Genomic DNA, 22,708 nt, shown 5'->3' on the forward strand with positions numbered 1-22,708 from the left:
GACCCGTGCCGCAGGGGCAGGACGACCAGACGGAGGCAGACATGACCCATCTGACGGCTGGCACGGCCGGCAAGGCTTCCGGTACGACGACGGACGCGACCTCGCACGCGGGTGAGCACACGTGCGGCGGCTGCCTGGACCGCCGCACGCTGCTGTCCCGCGCGGGCGGCGTGGGTCTCGCGGCGGCGGGCGTCGCGGTGCTCGCGGCGTGCGGCGGCTCGAGCGACCCGGGCGGCGCGGCCGCCACGACCCCCGCGGGCGGCGGCTCCGACGGCCCGCTGGCCCAGCTCGCCGACATCCCGGTGGGCGGCGCGCTGAGCGCCGACGACGGCGCGGGCAACAAGATCCTGCTGGTCCAGGCCACCGAGGGCACGGTCACCGCGGTGAGCGCGGTGTGCACGCACCAGGGCTGCGAGGTCCAGCCCGACGACGCCGAGCTGCGCTGCCCGTGCCACAACTCGGTGTTCGGCCTGGACGGCGCACCCGTGTCCGGCCCCGCCGACGAGCCCCTGCCCGCGTTCGAGGTCCACGTGCGCGACGGCGCCGTGTACGCCGGGGCGGCCTGACCGTGCCCGGCGAGGTCCCGGCGCGCCGGACCGCCTGGGCGCTGCGTGCGCTCGTGGCGCTCGCGGTCGCCGTGTCCGCCGTGGTGCACCTGTACCTGGTGCTCGCGCAGGACTACGGCGGCGGCGACGGGAACTGGTTGTTCTACGCGTTCTGGGCGCAGGGCGTGGGCGGCGTGCTCCTCGCGGCGCTGCTGCTGGTGTGGCGATCGGCGCTGCCGCTCCTGGGTGCGGTGGCGTTCGGGGCGGGGACGCTGGGCGGGTTCCTGCTCGCGGTGTACCTGCCCGACGGCCTGCTGGGCGTGCAGTCGCGATGGTTCGGCTGGCCCGAGTGGGTGTCCGCGATCACCGAGGCGATCGCGATCGTCGGCGGAGTGGCGGCGCTCGCGGCCGAGCGCGGACGGACACGCGTCACGGGATAGCCTCGCCACCATGCGCGACTCCGCACTCCTGCTCTACCTGGTGCGGCACGGTCGCACGCACGCCAACACCGACGGGCTGCTGCAGGGCTGGAGCGACACCGACCTGACGCCCGACGGCCTGGACGGCGTGCGGGCGACCGCGCGCTACCTGGCGCCCGTGCCGTTCACGGCCGCGTACACCAGCCCGCTGGGCCGCACGCGCGCGACCGCGCACGAGATCCTCACGCACCACCCGGACGTGCAGGTGAGCGACCACGCCGGGCTCAAGGAGTTCTCGTTCGGCGACCTCGAGCTGCTCCCCGAGTCCGCGCTGTTCTCCCGCGTGGACCCGGTGGACATGTTCCGCGAGGTGTTCGAGGGCACGTTCGCGGGCCTGCCCGGCGGCGAGCCCGCGCAGGTGTACCTGGACCGCGTGACGGACGCGTTCACGACGATCGAGCAGCGGCACCGCGGCGGCGGACCCGTGCTCGTGGTGAGCCACGGCGTGACCCTGATGGTCTACCTGACCCTGCACGGGGCCGTGCCGATGCAGGCGCTCGCCAACGCGAGCGTGACGGTGGTGGCCGTGCACCCCGACGGACGCCGGGAGGTCCGCGCGGTGGGCATCGACCCGTCGGGTCACGGGGACGACGTGCCGGACCTTCCGCAGGACGCCGCGGTCGCGGGCGACCTGGCCGCGCACGACGCGACCGCGCTCACCCCGCCGGCCTGACGCGAGCCGGCACGGCCGAGCGCGGCGTGCCCGGCGTCAGCCCCAGACGAGGGCCTGCGCCGGGTCCGCGAGGACCGCGGCCACGTCCGCGAGCACGCGCGAGCCGAGCCCGCCGTCCACCAGGCGGTGGTCGAAGCTCAGCGCGAGCTGCGTGACGTGACGGACCTTGACCTTGCCCTTGTGCACCCACGGCTGCAGGCGGATGGCGCCGAACGCCAAGATCGCCGCCTCACCCGGGTTGAGGATCGGGGTGCCCGTGTCGATGCCGAACACGCCCACGTTCGTGACCGTGATGGTGCCGTCGGCCATGTCCGCGGGCGACGTGCGGCCCGCGCGCGCCGTGGCCGTGAGCTCGCCCAGCGCGGTCGCGAGCTCGAGCAGCCCCAGCCGGTGCGCATCCTTGACGTTGGGCACGACGAGCCCGCGCGGCGTGGCCGCGGCGATGCCCAGGTTCACGTAGTGCTTGTAGACGATCTCCTGCGCGGCCTCGTCCCAGCTCGCGTTGATCTCCGGGTGGCGGCGGACCGCGAGCAGCAGCGCCTTGGCGGCGATGAGCAGCGGCGTGACGCGCACGTCCGCGAAGTCGCGGTCGGCACGGAGCTTCTCGACCAGCTTCATGGTGCGCGTGACGTCGACGGTGTGGAACACCGTGACGTGCGGCGCCGTGAACGCCGAGGCGACCATCGCCTCCGCGGTGCGCTTGCGCACCGACTTCACCGGGACGCGCGTGGCCCGGCCGTCCGCGGAGACCGTGCCCGACGCGAGCCAGGGCATGTCGTCGCCCGGGTAGGTGGCGAGCGTGCGCGCCTCGGCCTGGGCCGCGCGGCCCAGGACGTCCTCGCGCGTCACGATGCCGCCCGGGCCGGTGGGGCTGACCGAGTCGAGGTCCACGCCCAGGTCACGCGCGAGCTTGCGCACGGGCGGCTTGGCGAGCACGCGCCCGGCGCGCGCGGGGGTGGTGGGTGCGGGTGCGGCGGCCGCGGGTACGGCCGGCGCGGCGGCGGGGGCGCTCGCGACGGCGGCCGGCGCGTCGCCCTGCGCGCCGCGGGGCCGGCGGGTCGCACCCGCGTCGGCGAGCCCGTACCCGACGAGCACCGCCTCACGCGCGGGCGTGACGTCGGCGGCGGCGGCGCGGGCCGCCTCGATCTCGTCCGACCCGCCCGGCTCGACGCCGCGGTGCCGCTCCGCACCGCCGACGTGGTGCACGGGGCCGGCACCCTGGCCCGCGACCTCCGGGGCCGCGGGTGCGGCACCCGTGGGGTCGGTGTCGATCTCGATGATCGGGGTGCCGACGTCCACCGTGGTGCCCGTCTCCACCAGGATCCGCGTGACGACACCCGCCCACGGGCACGGCAGGTCGACGAGCGACTTGGCGGTCTCGATCTCGACGATCGTCTGGTTGACCTCGACCGTGTCACCGACCGCGACGTGCCACTCGACGATCTCGGCCTCGGTGAGGCCCTCCCCCGCGTCGGGGAGCGGGAACTGCTGGTACGTCGGCACGGTCGTCGTCTCCTGGCCGTTCGGGTGCGGGTACGGGTGCGGGGTCAGAACGCGAGCGCGCGGTCCACCGCGTCGAGCACGCGGTCGAGGCCCGGCAGGTAGTCGTGCTCGATCTTGGCCACCGGGTACGGCGTGGCGAACCCGCCGACCCGCAGCACGGGCGCCTCGAGGTGGAAGAAGCACTCCTCGGTGATGCGTGCCGCGACCTCGGCGCCGCTGCCGTACGTCACGGGCGCCTCGTGCACCACCACGCAGCGGCCGGTGCGGCGGACCGACTCGGCGACCGTGGCCGTGTCCAGCGGGGACAGCGTGCGCAGGTCCACCACCTCGATGCTCGTGCCCTCGGCCGCGGCGGCCTCGGCCGCCTTGACCGCGGTCGCGACCGTGGGGCCGTACGCGACGAGCGTCAGGTCGGAGCCGGTCCGCACCACGCGCGCGCGGTCCATGCCGGTGGCCTGGTCGCCGTGCGGTGCGAGCGCGGGCGTGTCCAGGTCGACGTCGCCCTTCTCCCAGTACCGGCCCTTGGGCTCGAAGAACAGGACCGGGTCCGGCGAGGCGACGGCCTGCTGGATGAGCGCGTAGGCCTCGGCGGGCGAGGACGGCGTGACGATCCGCAGGCCGGGCGTGTGCGCGAACAGCACCTCGGGCGACTCGCTGTGGTGCTCGACCGCGCCGATCCCGCCGCCGTACGGCACGCGGATGACCACGGGCAGCGTCAGGCGGCCGCGCGAGCGGTAGTGCATCTTGGCCAGCTGCGTCGTGATCTGGTCGTACGCCGGGAAGATGAACCCGTCGAACTGGATCTCGCACACCGGGCGGTAGCCGCGCATCGCCAGGCCGATCGCCGTCCCGACGATCCCGGACTCCGCGAGCGGGGTGTCCACCACGCGGTCGTCGCCGAACTCGGCCTGCAGCCCGTCCGTCACGCGGAACACGCCGCCCAGGCGGCCGATGTCCTCGCCCATGAGCAAGACCTTGTCGTCGTCCGCGAGCGCGCGGCGCAGCCCGAGCGTGATCGCCTTGGCGAACGTCAGGCGCTGCGTGCCCGTGGGAGCGGGCGGGACGGCCTTCGCGGGCGGGGTCGCCGGCGCAGCGGGTGCGACGGTCGCGGGCTGCGGCGTGGGCGCCGCCTCGGGGGCGGGTGCGTGCGTCGTCGCGCTCATCGGTGGCTCCCCTCCTGGGGCGCGTGGCCGGTCTGGTCCAGGAACGAGGTCTCGTACCGCTCGAACCACGCGCGGTCGGCCTCGACGCCCGCGTGCGGGGTCGCGTACACGTGCTCGAACATCGACGCCGACGACGGGTGGCCCATCGACCGCACCGTCTCACGGATGTGCTCGCCGAGCGCGTCGGCCTCGGCCGTCAGTCCCGCGACGAACTCGTCGGGGAGCGCGCCGCGCGCCTCGAGGTGCAGGCGGAGCCGCTCGATCGGGTCCCGGCGGCGCCAGTGCTCCTCCTGCTCGGACGAGCGGTAGCGCGACGGGTCGTCGGACGTGGTGTGCGCACCCATGCGGTACGTGAACGCCTCGACGAACGTCGGGCCGCCACCGCTGCGCGCGCGGGCGAGCGCCTGCGCGGTCACGGCGTAGCTGGCGAGCACGTCGTTGCCGTCCACGCGCACCGCGGGGATGCCGAAGCCCGGCGCACGCGCCGCGAGCGGTGCGCTCGCCTGCCGTGTGGTGGGCTCGGAGATCGCCCACTGGTTGTTCTGGCAGAACAGCACCACGGGTGCCTGGTTGACCGCCGCGAACACGAGCGACTCGCTCACGTCGCCCTGGGACGTGGCGCCGTCCCCGAAGTACGCGACCACGGCCGTGTCGCGCTCGTCGTCGCCCGTGCCCACCAGGCCGTCGCGCTGGACGCCCATCGCGTAGCCCGTGGCGTGCAGCGCGTGCGACCCGATGACCAGCGTGTACAGGTGGAAGCCGTGCGCCACGGGGTCCCAGCCGCCGTGGTCGACGCCCCGGAACAGTCGGAGCACGTCCGTCAGCTCGACGCCGCGCACGTGCGCGACCCCGTGCTCGCGGTAGCTGGGGAACACGTGGTCCTGAGGTCGCAGCGCGCGCCCCGAGCCGATCTGCGCGGCCTCCTGCCCGAGCGCCTGCGCGAACAGCGCGAGCTCGCCCTGCCGCTGCAGCGCGGTGGCCTCGGTGTCGAAGCGGCGGACCAGCACCATGTCGGCGTACATCGCGCGCAGGTCGTCGTCCGTCAGGTCCGCGACGTACTGGTCGTACACCGGGTGCGCGACGCGTTCGCCCGTGGGCGTGAGCAGCTGCACCAGGCCCTCGTCGGCCAGGGGCCCGCCCTCGACCGGCGGCAGGACGCCGACGGCGGGGCCGCCGGCGGACGACGAGAGGGCCGCGGCCCCTCCACCCGGGGTGGGGGCGGGGGCCGCGGCCGGCCCACCGAGGGTGTCGGTGGGAGCCGGGGGCGTGGTCGACGCGGCCTGCGGGCGCACGCTCCAGGGGGCGGCGGGAGCTGTGGCGGACGGGACGGGACGGGCGGCGGGCGGGTCGGCGGGCGAGAAGCCTGACGAGCTCACGCGGTGCTCCTTCGCGTGCGGCGGCGGGTGGCCGCGCGGGCGGGGGCCGGGTCGATCACCCAACCTACGTCACCGTAGCCTACGCATCCGTAGGTTCGTGGCAAGCCCCCGGCACAACGTTCGTCGGCCCGGCTTGTGGGGACCCCACAGGCACCCGCGGCGCCGCCCGGAGGCACACCGCTGGCCCGCGCGGGCGGCTCGACGTCGCCGCGCGTGTCAGCGGGGCGTGTGCCCCGCGGCGACCTCGAGCAGCAGGTCCGTGGCCTCGGGCTCGCCCACGCTCACGCGCACGCCGTCACCCGCGAACGGCCGCACCAGCACGCCCGCACGCGCGCACCGCTCCGCGAACGCGGTCGCGTGGTCGCCCAGCCCGAGCCAGACGAAGTTCGCCTCGCTGTCCGGCACCGTCCAGCCCTGGTCGCGCAGCGCCGTGAGCATGCGGCCCCGCTCCTTGACCACGGCGTCCACCCGCGTCATGAGCTCCGTGCGGGCGCGGAGCGACGCGAGCGCGGCGAGCTGGGCCACGTGCGAGACACCGAACGGCGTCGAGGCGACCCGGATGCCCGCGGCCAGGCGCGGACGCGCCACGGCGTACCCGACACGCAGGCCCGCGAGCCCGTAGGCCTTGGAGAACGTCCGCAGCAGCACCACGTTCGGGCGCGCGGCCAGGACCGCCAGCCCGTCCGGCGCGAGCGGGTCCCGCACGAACTCGACGTAGGCCTCGTCGAGCACCACCACGACGTCCTCGGGGACCGCGTCCAGGAACGTCTCGAGCTCGTCGGCGCGCACCGCGGGGCCGGTCGGGTTGTTGGGCGTGCACACGAGCACGACGCGCGTGCGCGGCGTGACCGCGGCCGCGAGCGCGGGCAGGTCCAGCCGTCCGTCGTCACCCACCGGCACCCGCACGCCCACGGCCCCGACCAGCGTGATGGCGATCGGGTACGCCTCGAACGAGCGCCACGGCAGGACGACCTCGTCGCCCGCGTCGCAGAACGCCGCGAGCACGTGCCCGAGCACCGCGACCGAGCCGCATCCCGGCACGATCGACGCGGCGGGCACGTCCAGCATCTCGCCCAGCGCCTCCGCGAGCTCGGTCGCGTACATGTCCGGGTAGCGGTTGACGTCCACCGCGGCGTCCGCGATCGCGGCCATCACCGACGGCAGCGGCGGGTACGGGTTCTCGTTGGACGACAGCTTGAACGCCGCGGCGCCCACGGGCGAGCGTGCACCCGGCACGTAGGGCGGCAGCTCGGCGAGGGCGGGGCGCAGGGAGGGGCGGCTCACCGGGACAGGATGCCACCGCGTGCGCGCGCGTCGTCGGGACGATCGCACCCGCACCCCTGCCCGCGGCGGGTGCGCACCTGGCACGATCGGGCCATGGCCTTCGTGATCCGTGTCCTCATCAACGGCGTCGCCATCTGGCTCGCGACGCTCCTGCTGTCCGGCGGGCTGGCGGTCGTCGGCGCGGACGACGGCGGGGACAAGGCGCTGATCATCCTGGGGATCGCGCTCGTCTTCGGCATCGTCAACGCGATCGTCAAGCCCGTGGTGCAGGTGCTGTCGATCCCGCTCTACATCCTGACCCTGGGCCTGTTCACCCTGGTGGTGAACGCGCTCATGCTCATGCTCACCGCGTGGATCACCGAGTTCACGCACTGGGGCCTGCGGATCGACGGGTTCTGGTGGGCCGTGGGCGGTGCGCTCATCGTCTCGCTCGTGAGCTTCGCGCTCTCGGTCCTGGTGCCCGAGAGCCGCGGCCGGCGCTGACGCGTCAGTCGCCGCTGCGCGGCAGCACGACCGCCGCGACCGCGGCGGCCGCGAGGATCGCGACGACGCGCACGACGTCGCCCGCGGCGAGGTCACGCCCGCCGACGACGAGCGCCACGACCGCGAGCGTCTGCGCACCGACCTGCACGCGCGCCACGTCCGCGAGCCCGTCGCGCAGCACGCCGAGCTCCACGCGCATGCGCCACGTCACGCGCCCCGCCGTCGCGGACGCCCACACCACGAGGTGCACCAGCAGCACCAGCGTGAGCGTGCGCACCACGGACGCGGGCCCGCCGACGAGCACGAGCACGCCGGCCGCCAGCAGCGCCACACCCACCCGCGCGGGTGAGGGCAGCAGCCCGGTCAGCACGCCGGCGAGCACCATCACGAGCACGGTCACCGGTCCCACCGGCCACGCGGCGGACCAGGCGACCAGCAGCATCGTCGTGACCAGCACCGCGGCGCCCGCGCGCACCAGCGCACCCGGCACCGCACGGTCCAGCACGGGCTCGGCCTCGGGCGCGGGCGGAGTCGGGAACCAGGGCAGGCTCATCGCGCACCCGCCCCGGCCCGGCGCTGTGCGCGACGCGCGAGGCCGGCGAACGCGACCTGCGGGTCGCCGTGCCACGTCACGAGCTCGACGTCGGCGTCCTCGAGCGCGGCGAGGCGGTCCTCGCGGGCGAGACGCACGAACCGCAGCGCGAGGTGCTCACGGTCGTCGAGCAGCTGCTCGCGCAGCGTCGGCAGGACGTCGACCGCGACCACCCGGTGCCCCGCGGCGCGCCACTGGGCCGCGGCCGACGCGGCGGCGTCGTCGAGGAACGTCGAGAACACGAGCACGAGCGCACCCGAGGGCAGCTGGGGTGCGCGCGTGCGGCGCACCGGATCGCCCTCGGGACGCGTCACGGCCAGCGCGTTGCGGATCCGGTCGAGCTGGCGTCGGCCGCCACCCGGCGGCAGCGGGCGGCGCAGCACGCCCAGGTCGTCCAGGCCCACGCGGTCCCCCGCGGCGAGGTACGCCTGCGCGAGCGAGGCGGCCGCGGTGCGCGCCAGGTCGAGCGACGTGGGGTCCTGCGCGCGCGGCCGCATGAGGCCGCGCCACGTGCGCGGGTCCGGTCCGACGTCGTCGCGCGAGTCGACGACGAGCATGACGACCGCTTCGGCGAGCGCGTGCTCGCGGCGCACGTACAGCTCACGCAGCTGCGGGGACCGGCGTGCGGTCACCCGCCAGTCGATGCGCCGCAGCCGGTCGCCGGGCGCGTACGGGTGCACGTCACGCAGCCCGCCGCCCTCGCCCGGCCGCCGCGACTCGTGCCCGCCGGACAGGCCACGCAGGCGCGCGGGCAGCGGGAGGGCCCCGAGCGGGCGGACGGACGGCAGCACGAGCGCGCTGCGGTCCGCGGGATCGGCCGTCTCCGACACGCTCGACGCACCGGGCCCGAGCGCGGTCGCGTCGACGTCCGCGACGCTCTGCGGACCCGTGCGGACCGTGTGCACGACGAACGGCACCTCCCGCACCTGCCCGGTGACGCGCACGAGCGCGCGCGCCTGCGTGCGGTTGTTGCGGCGCAGGCCCAGCACCACGGCGGCCGTGCCCGCGGGCGCCTCGACCCGGACGCGCGCCCGCAGCTGACCCGGCTGCGGGGCCACGTCGTCGTCGACCAGGTGCACCGCGGGGTCGCCCGCGGGCCGGCGCGCCCACGTCCAGGCGGCCCACACCACGAGCGGCGCGCCGATCGCGCCCACGTCGGGGCGGCCCGTCCACGCCGCCGCCACGAGCAGCACGCAGCCGACGACCGCGCCCCAGGCCGTGGTGCGCGCGCGCGACCAGGCGACGGGCGCGTCGACCGCGCTGCTGCTCGGGCCCGTGGTCATCGCGCGGCGTCCACCCGGCGCGCCGTCGTCGGGCCGGGGACCGCGCGCAGGACCTCGTCGACGATGCGCTGCGGGGCGAGGCCCGCGGCCCACGCCTGCGGGGACAGCGACAGCCGGTGCGCGAGCGTCGCGACGCCCACGGCCTTGACGTCCTCCGGTGCGACGAAGTCCCGCCCGGCGAGCACCGCGACCGCACGCGCCACCAGCACGAGTGCCTGCGAACCGCGCGGCGATGCGCCGACCTCGACGGACTCGTGGCGGCGCGTCGCGGCCGCGAGGTCCACGCAGTAGCCGAGCACGTCGTCGTCCACGGACACGGCCTCCACGCCCTGCTGCATCGCGCGCAGCGTCGCGGCGTCCACCACCTGACGCACGGTCGCGGCCTCCTGGCGGCGCGCCAGGCGCCGCGCGAGCACGTCGACCTCCGCCTCGTGCGCCGGGTAGCCGACCGCCAGGCGCACCATGAAGCGGTCCAGCTGGGCCTCGGGCAGCGGGTACGTGCCCTCGTACTCGACCGGGTTGGACGTCGCGACGACGTGGAACGGCTCCGGCAGGCGACGCGTGACGCCGTCGACCGTGACCTGCCGCTCCGCCATGGCCTCGAGCAGCGCGGACTGCGTCTTGGGAGCGGTGCGGTTGATCTCGTCCGCGAGCAGCAGCCCGGCGAACACCGGACCGGGGCGGAACTCGAACGTCGCGCTCGCGGGGTCGAACACCGAGGACCCCGTGATGTCCGACGGGAGCAGGTCGGGCGTGCACTGCACGCGGTGGAAGTCGAGCCCGAGCGCGGTCGCGAGCGAACGCGCCGCGAGCGTCTTGCCCAGGCCCGGCACGTCCTCGAACAGCACGTGGCCGCCCGCGAGGATCGCCGCGAGCGCCACCGTGAGGGGTTCGCGCATGCCGACGACGACGGTCGCCACCTCGTCGAGCACGGCACGGCCGCGTTCGGCGACCTCGGGGACGGACAGGTGCTGCTCGGTCATGACTTCCTCCGGGTCGAGCGGGCGGTGCGGGCCGGCGGTGCCGGGACGGATGGGTCGGTGGCGCCGGGCGCACCGGTGGAGCCGGGGGCCGGGCCCACGGACGGGTCTGCCGCCTCCGGGCGGGGGCCCAGCCGCTCGAGCACCTCGAGCGTGTGCTGCACGTCCCGCACGGACGGCAGCGGGGCGGACCGCCGGCGCAGCGTCGCCACGGCGCGGTCACCCAGCGCGGTGCGCAACGCGCGCGTCGCGCTCTCGTCGTCCAGGTCCAGGCCGTGGCGCGCCAGCCGCACCGCGGCGATCTCGCGCAGCCGGCGCATCGCGCGCTCGCCGGCCCGGCCGTCGCGGCCCGTCATGGACCAGGCCAGGTCCTGCAGGTCGCCCCGCGCGCCGTCCTGCCGCGCGCGCCGCTCCTGCTCGGCCTCGGGCTCGAGCTCGGGGTCCAGCCGCCGCGCGAGCACGACGACCGCGGCGACGCCGACGCCGAGCACGAGCGCGTCGCGCAGCGCGAGCCCCACCGCGTACGCCGCCGCCGCGGACAGGACGAGTCCCACGACCTCGCCGGCCCAGCGGCGCAGCACGCCGCGCACGCTCATGACGCGTCCCGGGCGGGCGGGTCGTCGTGCCGCAGGTGACCGACCCCGCGCGCGACCACGTCCAGCGCGCTGCGGGCCTGGGCCACGTCGTCGGCCGTCAACCGGTGCTCCGAGAACCGCGCGGCCAGGTAGAGCGCGAGCAGCGCGCGGCTGGCCTCGCCGTCGGCCTCGGTCGCGTCCAGCAGCTCGAGCGTGAACTCGCTCGCGGTCTGCGCGGGTTCGCGCAGCACGCCGCTGCGCTCGGCGGCGTGCTCGAGCGCCACCCACGCGGCGACCACGGCGTCACCCGGCGGGACGTCGCGGTCGAGCTCGAGCACCGCGGCCTCGACGCCGCGGACCAGCGCGGGCCGGGCCAGCACCCCGACCTCGCCGTGCAGCACCTCGCCCGGGTCCGTGTCGTCGACCAGGGGCGGGCGGCGCGCGATCGCCCAGCGTCGCACCGCGCGCACCAGCCGCGGGCCCAGCACCGCGAGGATCAGCAGGAGCAGGGCGAACAGCGCGTAGCCCACCCACTGCGGCATGCCGCCCGCGGCCTCCGCGATCGGCTGCGCGGTCTCCTCGGGGCGGGGCGGCGGCGTCGGGACGGGCAGGTCCAGCCCGATGTCGATGCCCGAGCCGGGCCGCTGCTCGGGCCGCCACGGCCCGGCGAGCGCCGCGGCGAGGACCGCGACGGCCACGAGCGCGCCCGAGACGAGCGCCGCTCGTCGCGCATCCTGCCGTGCCACCCGCGTCCCCGATCGTCGCCACGTCGTCGGGCGTCCAGCGTCCCGGCGGCTCACGGTAACGACAACGACGCCGCACCGACGACGCCGCGGGCGTTTCACGCCGGTCCGTCCCACCGGACCGCACCGCGGGACGCCCCGACCGGACCACGGCCCGCAGGGGATGATGTGCGCCATGACCACCCCCGCGCGCGTGAGCCTCGCCGACGTCACCCCGCCGATCGCCCTGGGGCCGCTCGACGGCCGCTACCGTCCCGCGGTCGCGCCGCTGGTGGACCACCTGTCCGAGGCAGCGCTCAACCGCGCGCGCGTGCACGTCGAGGTCGAGTGGCTCCTGCACCTCACGGGCACGGGCGTGGTGCCGGGCGCCCCGACGCTGACGGACGCCGAGCGCGCGTACCTGCGGGACGTCGTGGCGACGTTCGGCGCGGCCGAGGTGGCCGAGCTCGCGGAGATCGAACGCGTCACGGTGCACGACGTGAAGGCCGTCGAGTACTTCCTCAAGCGTCGGCTGGAGGCCGCGCCCTCCGTGCTGGGCAGCACGGTCCTGCCGTCGGTGTGTGAGCTGGTGCACTTCGCGTGCACCAGCGAGGACGTCAACAACCTGTCCTACGCGCTCATGGTGCGCGACGCGGTGCAGCAGGTCTGGCTGCCCGCGGCGCACGCGCTGACCGACGAGGTCGCGGCCCTCGCCCGCGAGCACGCCGCGCAGCCGCTGCTCGCGCTCACGCACGGCCAGCCCGCGACCCCGACGACGCTCGGCAAGGAGCTCGCGGTGACGGTCCACCGCCTGCGCCGCCAGCTGCGCCGGATCGCGGCCGACGAGTACCTGGGCAAGATCAACGGCGCGACCGGCACGTTCGGTGCGCACGTGGTCGCAGTGCCGGGCGCGGACTGGCAGGAGGTCTCGCGCACGTTCGTCGAGCATCTGGGCCTGACCTGGAACCCGCTGACGACGCAGATCGAGTCGCACGACTGGCAGGCCGAGCTGTACGCGGACGTCGCGCGGTTCAACCGGGTGCTGCACAACCTCGCGACCGACGTGTGGACCTACATCTCACGCGGCGTCTTCATCCAGATCCCGGTGGCGGGCGCGACCGGCTCGTCGACCATGCCGCACAAGGTCAACCCGATCCGGTTCGAGAACGCCGAGGCGAACCTCGAGCTGTCCTGCGCGCTGCTCGACACGCTCGCGTCGACGCTCGTCACCTCGCGCCTGCAGCGCGACCTGACGGACTCCACCACGCAGCGCAACATCGGGCCCGCGTTCGGCCACTCGCTGCTGGCCATCGACAACGTGCGGCGGGGCATGCGCGCGCTCTCGGTCGACGCCGACCTCCTGGCGCGCGAGCTCGACGAGAACTGGGAGGTGCTGGGCGAGCCCGTGCAGTCGGCCATGCGCGCCGCCTCGGTCGCGGGGGTCACCGGCATGGAGAACCCGTACGAGCGGCTCAAGGAGCTCACGCGCGGCCGCCGCCTGACGGCCGACGACATGCGCGAGTTCATCGGTGGCCTGGGCCTGCCCGCGGACGTCGCGACCCGCCTCCAGGAGCTCACGCCGGCGACGTACACGGGCCTCGCGGCGGACCTCGTCGCGCACCTCGACGACTGACGGCACCGCCTCCCGCGGCGGAGGCGGGGGTTGCGTCACGGCTGCGGCGTGGGAGCGCGTCCGTGCTGGTCACGGGCGCGCCGCGCTGGGAACGGTCACGGCGGCGTGACCACGGACAACTCGGGCGCTCGGGGCGATCTGGACATGTGATCGGTTTGCCTGCACAATCGGGCCCGTTCCATCCCATTTGTCCCGTCCCCCGTTCGTGTCACCGCACGTCCCGAGCCAGAGGCGAGGTAGCCCGTGACCTTGATGCAGAAGGCGATCACGCCCGCGCAGTCGCGGGCGCACGTCCAGGGCGGGTACGACCGCGTGGCCGGGTACGTGGTGCGCGCCGACGACGTCGCGTTCGCGACGACGCCCGCGCACCTGTTCGAGGTGCACGGCCTGGGGTACCCCGGGTCGCCGTTCTCGCCCGACGCGCCGTACCTGGACCTGCTGCGGTTCGAGTCGGGCCCGCAGCTGCAGTACCGGGACGTGCCCGGCTACATCGTGCCGCTGTGGTGGCTGCGCCACTCGCGCATGACGCCGGGTGCCGAGCTGGTGCGTGTGTTCGCCGACGGCTCGGTGACGCTGCTGGCCCGCTACGGGGACGTGGGCACGGGCTGGTCCGTGACGCAGCTGGGCCACCGGCCCGGGCTCGCGTCGCTGTCCCGCTGCGTGGGGCCGGTCGCCAAGTGGCACAGCGCGTACCTCGAGGCCGACGTCGTGGACGGCGGGCAGACCGTGGTGCTCGCGCTCGCCAACCCGCCGCTCGCGGAGACGGGCTTCCAGCAGGCGCCGTCCGGTCGCTGGTTCCGCCGCGTCCCGCGCGAGGACGTGAGCGAGCTGTTCGAGCTCGACCTCACGGCGCGGTGGAACGGGCTGTCGGTCCGCGTGGTCGACCAGTGGCAGGACGCGCAGCGCTACGTGGTGGCCCGGATCTCGCACCTGGGTGACGACCTGGACCACGCCGAGCACCTGCGCCTCGACCGCGTGGAGGCCGGCGTGTACGAGGCCGTGGTCTACGCGGCCGAGCTCACGGACATCCAGACCAACCAGGTGGTCCCTCACACGTGGGCGCCCGGCCCCGCGGCGACGCAGCGTCGCGCGGTCTCGCAGACGTACTGACCCTCCCCCGTCTGCGGGTCTGGCCCCGCTGAGGCAGGTGGGTGCCCGCCGCCCCTGCGTGCGGGCACCCACCTCCGCCCGGTGCCGCGCGCACGTGCTGCCCCCGCCGGGGCACGGTCAGGCGGGCTGCACCTGCGGGACGTCGATCGCGGCCAGCTCGGCCAGGGCCCGCGCGTACGCCGCACCGTCGCCCGTGCGCGCGGCCTCACGTGCGCGGACCGTCGGCCCGTGCAGCGCGGCGCGCGTCCGGCGCCGCAGCGCCCGCTCGGCCCGCTCGTCGCGCAGCCCGTCCGCGAGGCCCGTGAGCGCCTGCTCGAGCCCGCCCAGCACGCGCGTGCGCTCCGCCACCACCGCGGGGTTCCACTCGCGTGAGCGGCGCTCGGCCTCGTACTGCTCGGCGGCCTGCTCCACCAGGTCGCGTGCGGCCGCCACCGCGCCGTGCTCGGCAGGCGCGTGCTCGGCCACGGTCGTCAGCGAGACCAGCCGGACGCCCGGCAGCGTGCGCACGCCCGGGTCCACGTCATGCCGCAGCGCGAGGTCCACCACGGTCAGCGGCCGCGCGTCCTCGGCCCGCGCCGCGGCGAGCGCGTCGACCGTGAGGACCGCGCCGGCGGCGCCGGAGCACGCGACCACCAGGTCCACACCCGCGAGCTCGGCCGCGAGGTCCGTGCCGGCGGGCACGGCCGCGACGCCACGCGCGGCAGCGAACTGGCCGGCGCGGCCGCTGGGCGAGTAGACCCGCACGTCGCGGCAGCCGCGCGCCTTGAGCGCCGCGAGCGAGGCGCCCGCATACGACCCGGTCCCGACGAGCACGCACCGCACGTCGGCCCACGCCGGCAGGTCGCGCTCCGCGATGTCGAGCGCGACGCCGACCACCGAGCGCCCCGTGGCGCCCAGGCCCGTCGCGGCCTCGACGCGGCGCGACACGCGCGAGGCGGCCTGGAACAGCTGCTCGAGCGCACCCGTGGTGGTGCCGTCCTGCCGCGCGGTGCTCAGCGCGCGGCGCACCTGGCCCGCGATCTCGCGCTCACCCACGACCATCGACTCGAGCCCGCTCGCGACCGCGAACAGGTGAGCGGCGGACTCGCTGCCGGTCCCGACGGCCAGGTGCGCCGCGACCTTGCGCGCGTCGTACCCGGAGCGGGCCGCGACCGTGGCCGCCACCGCGTCGCGCGCCTCGGGCGTGTGCGCGGCGTCGTCGACATCCAGGTACAGCTCGAACCGGTTGCACGTCGCGAGCACGACGGCACCGGCGATCGAGGGGGACGCACCGACGAGCTCCCGGCCCACGGCGTGCACGTCGGACGAGAGACGCTCGAGCACGGCCAGGTCGAGTTCGCGGTGCGATGCGACGAGTGACAGCAGCACCACGGCGCAGATTCTGCCACCCCGGCATTTGTCGGGCACAATCGGCACGTGCTTTCTGAGGGTCATCCGCTCGTCGACGGGCGTACGTCACATTCTGCGCTGGTGCGCGCCTATTCCGGTGAGCGGACGGACCGGCTGCCGGTCTGGTTCATGCGCCAGGCGGGCCGGTCGCTGCCCGAGTACCGCGAGCTGCGGGTCGGCACCGCGATGCTCGACGCGTGCCTGGACCCGGCGATGGCGTCCGAGATCACGCTCCAGCCGGTGCGCCGGCACGGCGTGGACGCCGCGATCTTCTTCTCCGACATCGTGGTGCCGCTGCGCCTGGCGGGGGTGGACGTCGAGATCAAGCCGGGCGTCGGCCCGGTCATGGGCGCCCCGGTGCGCACGGCCGGGGACGTGGCCCGCCTCACGGCGCTGACGCTCACGGACGAGGCGCTCGCACCCGTCGCCGAGGGTGTCGCCCGCACGGTCGCCGAGCTCGGCGGCACGCCGCTCATCGGCTTCGCGGGCGCGCCGTTCACGCTGGCCGCCTACCTGGTCGAGGGCGGGCCGTCGCGTGACCACCTGGCGGCCCGGACCCTCATGCACGCAGACCCCGCCACGTGGCAGGCCCTCATGACGTGGGCCGCGGACGTGACCGGCGCGTTCCTGCGCGCCCAGGTGCTCGCGGGCGCGTCCGCGACGCAGCTGTTCGACTCGTGGGCCGGTGCGCTCTCGCTCGCCGACTACACCGCACACGTGGCGCCCTCGTCGGCGCGTGCGCTCGGTGCGATCGCGGACCTGCGCGCCCAGGGCGTGCGGGCCGTGCACTTCGGCACGGGCACGGGCGAGATCCTGGCGGCGATGCGGGACGTGGGTGCGGACGTCGTCGGCGTCGACTACCGGATCCCGCTGGACGAGGCGACGCGCCGCGTGGGCGCCGCCGTGCCGCTGCAGGGCAACATCGACCCCGCGCTGCTCGCGGCGCCCTGGCCGGTGCTCGAGGCGCACGTGCGTGACGTGGTGGACCGGGGCCGCGGCGCGGCCGCGCACGTGGTCAACCTGGGCCACGGCGTGCCGCCCACCACCGACCCGGACGTGCTGACGCGCCTGGTCGACCTCGTCCACAGCCTCTGACCGAAGGGCTCCCCGTGAGCACCCCCGCGCCCGACGACCGCCCCGGCACGCCCCCGAAGCCAGCCGCCGACGAGCGCTGGGGGGCGGTGGTGGTCGGCGGCGGGGTCGCGGGCCTGGTCGCGGCGCGCGAGCTCGCGCGCGCGGGTGTGCGCACGCTCGTCGTCGAGGGACGCGACGCCGTGGGTGGTGCGGTGCGCGGGCACGTCGTGGGCGGCCTGCGCCTGGACGCGGGTGCCGAGTCGTACGCCACGCGTGGCGGGGCGGTGGCGGCCTATCTCGAGGACCTGGGTCTCGCGGACGCGATCGTGGCTCCCGGGCCGCTCGGGTCCTGGGTGCAGCTACCGGGCGGGGCCGGCCCGCTGCCGCGCACCGGGCTGCTGGGCATCCCGTCGAGCCCGTGGTCGGCGGACACCCGCCGCACGCTCGGCTGGGCGGGCGCGGCGCGCGCGAGCCTGGACCTGGTGCTGCCGCGCCGGGTGGGTGCGCGGGCGGGCAGCCTGGGCGCGCTGGTCCGGGCGCGCATGGGTGAGCGCGTGCTCGCACGCCTGGTCCGGCCGGTGGTGGGCGGTGTGCATGCCGCGGACCCGGACGACCTCGCGGTGGACGCCGTCTCCCCGGGGCTGCCCGCGGCGCTGCGCGAGCACCGCTCGCTGGCCCGCGCGGTGCGGCAGCTGCGTGCCGCCGCCCCGGCGGGCGCCGCGGTGCAGGGCCTGGCCGGCGGCATGCACGTGATGGTCGACGCGCTCGCGGACGACGTCCTGGCCCACGGCGGGGCGCTGCGCGTGCGCACGCGCGCGGTCGCGACCCGGCCCGGGCGGCTGGTCGCGGTCGAGCTGTCCGACGGCACGGTGGTGCACGCCGAGCGTCTGGTGGTCGCGGCTCCCGCCTCGGCGGACCTGCTGCGCCCGCTGCTCTCGGCGGACGGCGATGCGCAGGACGAGGTCCTCGGGTTCGACGACGGCGCCGACGTCCGGCTGGTCACGCTGGTGCTCGACGCGCCCGAGCTCGACGCGGCGCCGCGCGGCACGGGCGTGCTGGTGGCGCGTGAGGTCGAGCAGGTGGCCGCCAAGGCCCTCACGCACGGCACCGCCAAGTGGCCGTGGCTCGCCGCGGCGACGCCTCCGGGCACGCACGTGGTCCGGCTGTCCTACGGACGGTCCGACGACGAGCCGGCCGACGACTCCCCCGCGGGTCCCGACGCGCGGCCCGAGCTGGTGGCCCGCGCGCTCGCCGACGCGCGCGTGCTGCTGGGTGTGCCGCTGCGCGACGAGCAGGTCCTGGCGAGCGCGGTGGTGCGCTGGACGCAGTCGCTGCCGCGGCCCAGCGCACGGCACCGGGACGCGACGGCCGCGCTGCGGGCTGCGGTCGCGGCACGCCCGGACGGCACGCGGGTCGCGGTGTGCGGGGCGTGGGTCGCGGGCAACGGGCTCGCGTCGGTGATCCCCGACGCGGTCGCCGCGGCGCGTACCGTGCTCGACTGAGGCGTTCTGACAACTCGTCGGGAAAGCGTCACACAATGCACCGGCCGGCCATTTCCGCGCGCCGGCGAGAAATGCGTGCGGAATCGTCCTGACACACTGTCAGGACCCCGTCACGTCGGGTGTCCGGTTTCGACACGCCCGCCTCCCCGGGGGAGACTGCGGGCATGTCTGCGGTCCGGATCGGCACGCGCGCCTCGACGCTGGCGCTCACCCAGACGGGCCACGTCGCGGACGACCTGGCGCGCCTGGGCGGGCTGACCACCGAGCTGGTGCACGTCCGCACCGACGGGGACCGGCTCACGGGCAGCCTCGCGTCGCTCGGCGGCACAGGCGTGTTCGTCACCACGCTGCGCGACGCGCTGCTCGACGGCCGGTGCGACGTGGCGGTGCACTCGCTCAAGGACCTGCCCACCACCCCCGCGCCCGGCCTCACCATCGCGGCGGTGCCGGTCCGCCAGGACCCGCGCGACGCGCTGTGCGCGCGTGACGGCCTCACGCTGCGCGAGCTGCCGCCCGGTGCGCTCGTCGGCACGGGCTCACCGCGCCGCGCCGCGCAGCTGCTGGCCGCACGGCCCGACCTGGTGGTCGTGGACATCCGCGGCAACGTCGACACGCGCCTGGGCCGCGTCGCGGGGGCGGAGCACGGCCCGGGCGACCTGGACGCCGTGGTGCTGGCCCGCGCGGGCCTGGCCCGGCTGGACCGCCTGGACGCGGTCACCGAGGCGTTGGACCCCGCGACCATGCTCCCGGCGCCGGGCCAGGGGGCGCTCGCGGTCGAGGTGCGCACCGCGGACCTCGCGGACCCCACCCACCCGCTCGCCGCCGCGCTCGCGGCGCTCGACCACACCCCGACGCGCCTGGCCGTGGTGGCCGAGCGCGCGCTGCTCGCCCGGCTCGAGGCCGGCTGCGCCGCGCCGGTCGGCGCGCTGGCGCGGGTCGAGGGCGCGACGATCGACCTGTCCGCTGTGGTCGCGCGCACCGACGGGACGCAGACCCTGCGGCACGGCCTGACGGTGACGCGCCGGGTCGCGTGGGAGCAGGCCGACGAGCCGCCGTCGGCTGCCGAGGCGGCCGTGCTCACGGCGGTCGACGAGGCGACCGCGCGCGCGGCGGGCACCGACCTGGCGGACCTGCTGCTCGAGCTCGGCGCGGCCGACCTGGCACCGCTCGGCCCCGCGGCATGACCGCGGCCCTGCCCACGCCGGGCGACGGCCCGCTGGCGGGTCTGCGCGTCCTGGTGCCGCGTCCCACCGCCGGCCAGTCCGCCGCCGCGATCGCGCTGACCGCCGCGGGTGCGACGCCCGTCGTCGTGCCGCTGATCGCGATCGAGCCACCGGCCGACCCGGGCCCGCTCGACGACGCGCTGCGGGCCCTGGGCGCGGGCTGGTACCGCTGGCTCGTGGTGACCAGCGGCGCCGCCGTGCCGGTCCTCGCCGACCGTGCCGCCGCCGCGGGCCGCGCGCTGCCCGACCTGGTCGCGGGCGGCGGCGTGCTCGTCGCGGCCGTCGGCCCCGGCACCGCGCGTGCGCTGGCCGCCGCGGGCCTGACCGCGGCCCTGACGCCGCGCGGCGCGTCCACGGGCGCGAACCTGGCCGCCCAGTGGCCCGCGCCGCGCGCCGACGAGACCGCGCGCGTGCTGTTCGCGCGCGGCGACCTCGCGGCCTCCACGGTGGCCGACGGCCTGCGCGCGCGCGGCTGGCTGGTCGACGAGGTGATCGCGTACCGCACGGTCGCGGCACCGGCCCCGCCCGACGACGTGCGCGCGGACTGGCAGGCCGGCCGCATCGACGCCGCGCTGCTCACGTCCGCCAGCACGGTGCGCGCGCTGGTGGACTCGCTCGGCATGCCCCCGGCCGGGACCGCGCTGGTCGCGATCGGCCCGACCACCGCCGCGGAGGCCGCGCGCCTCGGCGTGCCCCTGGCCGCGACCGCGGCCGAGCAGACCATGAGCGGCCTGGTCGAGGCGCTCGCCGCGCACGTCGGTCAGTCGTACACCCCGCCCCTTCCCCCCTCGGAGGCATCGTGACGCACCCGCTCCCGCACCCCGGCCGGGTCCGCCCCCGCCGGCTGCGTGCCACCCCCGCGATGCGCCGTCTGGTGCGCGAGGTCGACGTCCACCCGCGCCAGCTGGTGCTGCCCGTGTTCGTCCGCGAGGGCCTCGACGCGCCCCGCCCGATCGCCTCGATGCCCGGCGTGCAGCAGCACACGCTCGACTCGTTGCGCGCGGCCGTCGCCCAGGCGGCCGACGCCCGTCTGGGTGGCGTGATGCTGTTCGCGGTCCCCGAGGTCCGGGACGCGGTCGGCACGCAGGCCACCGACCCGGACGGCATCCTCAACCGCGCGATCGCCGCCGCGACGGCCGAGGCGGGTGACGCGCTCGTGGTGCAGGCCGACCTGTGCCTCGACGAGTTCACGGACCACGGCCACTGCGGCGTGCTGACGTCGGACGGCCGTGTGGACAACGACGCGACGCTGGTCCGGTACGCGGACATGGCGCTCGCGCAGGCCGCCGCGGGCGCCCACCTGGTGGGCCTGTCCGGGATGATGGACGGCCAGGTGGGCGTGGTGCGCGACGCGCTGGACCAGGCCGGTCACGACGACGTGGCCGTGCTCGCCTACGCCGCCAAGTACGCGAGCGCGTTCTACGGCCCGTTCCGGGACGCGGTCGAGTCCCAGCTCGAGGGCGACCGCCGCACGTACCAGATGGACCCCGCCAACCGGCGCGAGGCGGCGCGCGAGGTGGCCATCGACGTGACCGAGGGTGCCGACGTGGTCATGGTCAAGCCCGCGCTCGCGTACCTGGACGTGCTCGCCGACGTCGCGGCGACCAGCCAGGTGCCGGTCGCCGCTTATGCCGTCTCGGGCGAGTACGCCATGATCGAGGCGGCCGCGGCGGCCGGCTGGATCGAGCGCGAACGGGCGATACGCGAGTCCGTGCTCAGCATCCGGCGCGCCGGTGCCGATCACGTACTGACGTACCACGCGACGGAGCTGGCCGGCTGGCTGGCGGAGGAGTACCGATGAGCCCGACGAACGCCGAGGTGTTCGCGCACGCGCAGTCCGTCATCCCGGGCGGCGTGAACTCCCCCGTGCGCGCGTACGGGTCGGTCGGGGGCACCCCACCGTTCCTGGCGTCGGCACGCGGCGCGTACGTCACGGACGTCGAGGGGCGCGAGTACGTCGACCTCGTCGGGTCGTGGGGTCCCGCGCTGCTCGGGCACGCGCACCCGGCCGTGGTCGAGGCCGTGCAGCAGGCCGCCGCGCGCGGCCTGAGCTTCGGCGCGCCGACCACCACCGAGACCGAGCTCGTCGCGGCGATCCGGCACCGCGTCCCCTCGGCCGAGAACGTCCGCCTGGTCTCCACGGGCACCGAGGCGACCATGACGGCGCTGCGCCTGGCGCGTGCCGTGACGGGGCGCGACCTCGTCGTGAAGTTCGCGGGCTGCTACCACGGGCACGTGGACGCGCTGCTCGCGCAGGCCGGCTCCGGGCTCGCGACGCTCGCGCTGCCCGGTTCGGCAGGCGTGTCCGCCGCGGTCGCCGCCGAGACGATCGTGCTGCCGTACAACGACCTGGCCGCGGTCGAGGCCGCGTTCGCCGAGCACGGGCCGCGCATCGCGGCCGTCATCACCGAGGCCGCGCCCGCCAACATGGGCGTCGTCCCGCCGGTGCCCGGCTACAACGCCGCGCTGCGCCGCCTCACGCTCGAGCACGGTGCGCTGCTCATCCAGGACGAGGTGCTCACGGGCTTCCGCGTCGGGTTCTCCGGCTGGTGGGGGCTCGAGGGCCTGCGCGAGGGCTGGTCGCCCGACCTGTTCACGTTCGGCAAGGTGATCGGCGGCGGGCTCCCGGTCGCGGCCGTCGGCGGTCGTCGGGACGTCATGCGCATGCTCGCGCCGGTCGGTCCCGTCTACCAGGCCGGCACGCTGTCCGGGAACCCGGTGGCGACCGCCGCGGGCCTGGCCACGCTGCAGCACGCCGACGCCACGGTCTACCGGACGGTCGACGAGGCCTCGACGCGCCTGCGCGAGGCCGTCACGCACGCGCTCGCGCACGCCGGGGTGCCGCACGCGATGCAGTGGGCGGGCTCGCTGTTCTCGATCATGTTCGGGCCGGGCGCCGCGACGGGCGGCGCACGCGACTACGCGGCGGTGCAGGCCACCGAGCACTGGCGCTACGGGCCGTTCTTCCACGCGCTGCTCGAGGCCGGCGTGTCCGCGCCACCGTCGCCGTTCGAGGCGTGGTTCGTCTCGGCGGCGCACGACGACGAGGCGCTCTCCCGCATCGAGGCCGCCCTGCCCGCTGCCGCCCGCGCGGCGGCGGAGGCGTCACCCGCCTGACG

22 protein-coding genes are annotated in these 22,708 nt (G+C 76.3%); 12 read left to right on the forward strand and 10 right to left on the reverse strand.

What is annotated here, in order from left to right:
• Positions 1–41 precede the first annotated feature (41 nt).
• From CELGI_RS15545 to CELGI_RS15555, 3 genes are read left to right on the forward strand one after another with little or no spacing between them, the layout of a single operon-like run.
• A complete protein-coding gene (locus tag CELGI_RS15545) occupies positions 42–566 on the forward strand; it encodes a QcrA and Rieske domain-containing protein (RefSeq protein ID WP_013885094.1) in 525 nt (174 codons plus the stop codon).
• Positions 567–568: 2 nt separating this feature from the next.
• Entirely contained in the window at positions 569–985 is a 417-nt protein-coding gene (locus tag CELGI_RS15550) for a hypothetical protein (RefSeq protein WP_013885095.1), read from the forward strand.
• A gap of 10 nt (positions 986–995) precedes the next feature.
• On the forward strand, positions 996–1,697 hold the full coding sequence (locus tag CELGI_RS15555; protein ID WP_013885096.1) for a histidine phosphatase family protein: 702 nt from the start codon (positions 996–998) through the stop codon (positions 1,695–1,697).
• A gap of 36 nt (positions 1,698–1,733) precedes the next feature.
• Here the strand turns inward: CELGI_RS15555 and CELGI_RS15560 are convergent, their stop codons facing one another.
• The 4 genes from CELGI_RS15560 to hisC all read right to left on the reverse strand — a co-directional run bounded on the left by CELGI_RS15560 (position 1,734) and on the right by hisC (position 7,023).
• Positions 1,734–3,200, reverse strand: a complete 1,467-nt coding sequence (locus CELGI_RS15560; protein WP_013885097.1) for a dihydrolipoamide acetyltransferase family protein — start codon at positions 3,198–3,200, stop codon at positions 1,734–1,736.
• 44 nt (positions 3,201–3,244) lie between these two features.
• The gene (locus tag CELGI_RS15565) at positions 3,245–4,363 is read right to left on the reverse strand and encodes an alpha-ketoacid dehydrogenase subunit beta (protein WP_013885098.1); all 1,119 of its coding nucleotides are present in this window, start codon (positions 4,361–4,363) and stop codon (positions 3,245–3,247) included.
• Complete coding sequence (gene pdhA, locus CELGI_RS15570; protein ID WP_041574850.1) at positions 4,360–5,517, reverse strand: pyruvate dehydrogenase (acetyl-transferring) E1 component subunit alpha; 1,158 nt, start codon at positions 5,515–5,517, stop codon at positions 4,360–4,362. Before pdhA ends, CELGI_RS15565 begins: the two co-directional genes overlap by 4 nt.
• 438 nt (positions 5,518–5,955) lie before the next feature.
• Complete coding sequence (hisC, locus tag CELGI_RS15575) at positions 5,956–7,023, reverse strand: histidinol-phosphate transaminase (protein ID WP_013885100.1); 1,068 nt, start codon at positions 7,021–7,023, stop codon at positions 5,956–5,958.
• Between the two features lie 93 nt (positions 7,024–7,116).
• On the opposite strand from hisC, the gene CELGI_RS15580 reads away from it, so the two are divergent.
• The gene (locus CELGI_RS15580; protein ID WP_013885101.1) at positions 7,117–7,506 is read left to right on the forward strand and encodes a phage holin family protein; all 390 of its coding nucleotides are present in this window, start codon (positions 7,117–7,119) and stop codon (positions 7,504–7,506) included.
• 4 nt (positions 7,507–7,510) lie between these two features.
• Here the strand turns inward: CELGI_RS15580 and CELGI_RS15585 are convergent, their stop codons facing one another.
• Genes CELGI_RS15585 through CELGI_RS16645 form a run of 5 tightly spaced genes read right to left on the reverse strand, consistent with a single transcriptional unit; the run spans position 7,511 to position 11,682 of the window.
• Positions 7,511–8,059 carry a hypothetical protein gene (locus tag CELGI_RS15585; RefSeq protein WP_013885102.1) on the reverse strand — a complete coding sequence of 183 codons (549 nt, stop codon included), beginning with the start codon at positions 8,057–8,059 and terminating at the stop codon, positions 7,511–7,513.
• A complete protein-coding gene (locus tag CELGI_RS15590) occupies positions 8,056–9,381 on the reverse strand; it encodes a DUF58 domain-containing protein (protein WP_013885103.1) in 1,326 nt (441 codons plus the stop codon). The genes CELGI_RS15585 and CELGI_RS15590 overlap by 4 nt, the downstream gene beginning before the upstream one ends.
• The gene (locus CELGI_RS15595; RefSeq protein ID WP_013885104.1) at positions 9,378–10,364 is read right to left on the reverse strand and encodes an AAA family ATPase; all 987 of its coding nucleotides are present in this window, start codon (positions 10,362–10,364) and stop codon (positions 9,378–9,380) included. Before CELGI_RS15595 ends, CELGI_RS15590 begins: the two co-directional genes overlap by 4 nt.
• Complete coding sequence (locus CELGI_RS15600) at positions 10,361–10,957, reverse strand: hypothetical protein (RefSeq protein ID WP_013885105.1); 597 nt, start codon at positions 10,955–10,957, stop codon at positions 10,361–10,363. The genes CELGI_RS15595 and CELGI_RS15600 overlap by 4 nt, the downstream gene beginning before the upstream one ends.
• A complete protein-coding gene (locus CELGI_RS16645; protein ID WP_013885106.1) occupies positions 10,954–11,682 on the reverse strand; it encodes a DUF4129 domain-containing protein in 729 nt (242 codons plus the stop codon). The genes CELGI_RS15600 and CELGI_RS16645 overlap by 4 nt, the downstream gene beginning before the upstream one ends.
• 172 nt (positions 11,683–11,854) lie before the next feature.
• Between CELGI_RS16645 and purB the strand changes: the two genes are divergently transcribed.
• Entirely contained in the window at positions 11,855–13,291 is a 1,437-nt protein-coding gene (purB, locus tag CELGI_RS15610) for an adenylosuccinate lyase (protein ID WP_095532388.1), read from the forward strand.
• Positions 13,292–13,543: 252 nt separating this feature from the next.
• Positions 13,544–14,401: a hypothetical protein gene (locus tag CELGI_RS15615; protein WP_245528247.1), complete on the forward strand. Its 858-nt coding sequence runs from the start codon at positions 13,544–13,546 to the stop codon at positions 14,399–14,401.
• 117 nt (positions 14,402–14,518) lie between these two features.
• On the opposite strand, the gene CELGI_RS15620 is transcribed toward CELGI_RS15615, so the two are convergent.
• Positions 14,519–15,772 (reverse strand): glutamyl-tRNA reductase, encoded by a 1,254-nt coding sequence (locus CELGI_RS15620; RefSeq protein WP_150104771.1) that lies wholly within the window; start codon positions 15,770–15,772, stop codon positions 14,519–14,521.
• A gap of 45 nt (positions 15,773–15,817) precedes the next feature.
• On the opposite strand from CELGI_RS15620, the gene hemE reads away from it, so the two are divergent.
• From hemE to hemL, 6 genes are all read left to right on the forward strand, one after another.
• Positions 15,818–16,885 (forward strand): uroporphyrinogen decarboxylase, encoded by a 1,068-nt coding sequence (gene hemE / locus CELGI_RS15625; RefSeq protein WP_013885110.1) that lies wholly within the window; start codon positions 15,818–15,820, stop codon positions 16,883–16,885.
• Between the two features lie 14 nt (positions 16,886–16,899).
• Complete coding sequence (gene hemG, locus CELGI_RS15630) at positions 16,900–18,366, forward strand: protoporphyrinogen oxidase (RefSeq protein ID WP_013885111.1); 1,467 nt, start codon at positions 16,900–16,902, stop codon at positions 18,364–18,366.
• Positions 18,367–18,530: 164 nt separating this feature from the next.
• A complete protein-coding gene (gene hemC, locus CELGI_RS15635) occupies positions 18,531–19,550 on the forward strand; it encodes a hydroxymethylbilane synthase (protein WP_013885112.1) in 1,020 nt (339 codons plus the stop codon).
• Entirely contained in the window at positions 19,547–20,392 is an 846-nt protein-coding gene (locus CELGI_RS15640) for a uroporphyrinogen-III synthase (protein ID WP_013885113.1), read from the forward strand. The genes hemC and CELGI_RS15640 overlap by 4 nt, the downstream gene beginning before the upstream one ends.
• The gene (gene hemB / locus CELGI_RS15645; protein ID WP_013885114.1) at positions 20,389–21,390 is read left to right on the forward strand and encodes a porphobilinogen synthase; all 1,002 of its coding nucleotides are present in this window, start codon (positions 20,389–20,391) and stop codon (positions 21,388–21,390) included. The genes CELGI_RS15640 and hemB overlap by 4 nt, the downstream gene beginning before the upstream one ends.
• Positions 21,387–22,706, forward strand: a complete 1,320-nt coding sequence (gene hemL, locus CELGI_RS15650) for a glutamate-1-semialdehyde 2,1-aminomutase (RefSeq protein ID WP_013885115.1) — start codon at positions 21,387–21,389, stop codon at positions 22,704–22,706. Before hemB ends, hemL begins: the two co-directional genes overlap by 4 nt.
• Positions 22,707–22,708 lie beyond the last annotated feature (2 nt).

It is taken from the genome of Cellulomonas gilvus ATCC 13127, assembly GCF_000218545.1.
Taxonomy (GTDB): Bacteria; Actinomycetota; Actinomycetes; order Actinomycetales; family Cellulomonadaceae; genus Cellulomonas; species Cellulomonas gilvus.

Excerpts from the sequence above, each read along its gene's own strand:
- hemC (WP_013885112.1), top strand. The coding sequence starts at position 18,531 with ATGTCTGCGGTCCGGATCGGCACGCGCGCCTCGACGCTGGCGCTCACC.
- CELGI_RS15555 (WP_013885096.1), top strand. The coding sequence starts at position 996 with ATGCGCGACTCCGCACTCCTGCTCTACCTGGTGCGGCACGGTCGCACG.
- CELGI_RS15590 (WP_013885103.1), bottom strand. The coding sequence starts at position 9,381 with ATGACCACGGGCCCGAGCAGCAGCGCGGTCGACGCGCCCGTCGCCTGG.
- CELGI_RS15585 (WP_013885102.1), bottom strand. The coding sequence starts at position 8,059 with ATGAGCCTGCCCTGGTTCCCGACTCCGCCCGCGCCCGAGGCCGAGCCC.
- CELGI_RS15565 (WP_013885098.1), bottom strand. The coding sequence starts at position 4,363 with ATGAGCGCGACGACGCACGCACCCGCCCCCGAGGCGGCGCCCACGCCG.
- hemL (WP_013885115.1), top strand. The coding sequence starts at position 21,387 with ATGAGCCCGACGAACGCCGAGGTGTTCGCGCACGCGCAGTCCGTCATC.
- CELGI_RS15600 (WP_013885105.1), bottom strand. The coding sequence starts at position 10,957 with ATGAGCGTGCGCGGCGTGCTGCGCCGCTGGGCCGGCGAGGTCGTGGGA.
- CELGI_RS15545 (WP_013885094.1), top strand. The coding sequence starts at position 42 with ATGACCCATCTGACGGCTGGCACGGCCGGCAAGGCTTCCGGTACGACG.
- CELGI_RS15595 (WP_013885104.1), bottom strand. The coding sequence starts at position 10,364 with ATGACCGAGCAGCACCTGTCCGTCCCCGAGGTCGCCGAACGCGGCCGT.
- CELGI_RS15580 (WP_013885101.1), top strand. The coding sequence starts at position 7,117 with ATGGCCTTCGTGATCCGTGTCCTCATCAACGGCGTCGCCATCTGGCTC.
- CELGI_RS15640 (WP_013885113.1), top strand. The coding sequence starts at position 19,547 with ATGACCGCGGCCCTGCCCACGCCGGGCGACGGCCCGCTGGCGGGTCTG.
- CELGI_RS15615 (WP_245528247.1), top strand. The coding sequence starts at position 13,544 with ATGCAGAAGGCGATCACGCCCGCGCAGTCGCGGGCGCACGTCCAGGGC.
- purB (WP_095532388.1), top strand. The coding sequence starts at position 11,855 with ATGACCACCCCCGCGCGCGTGAGCCTCGCCGACGTCACCCCGCCGATC.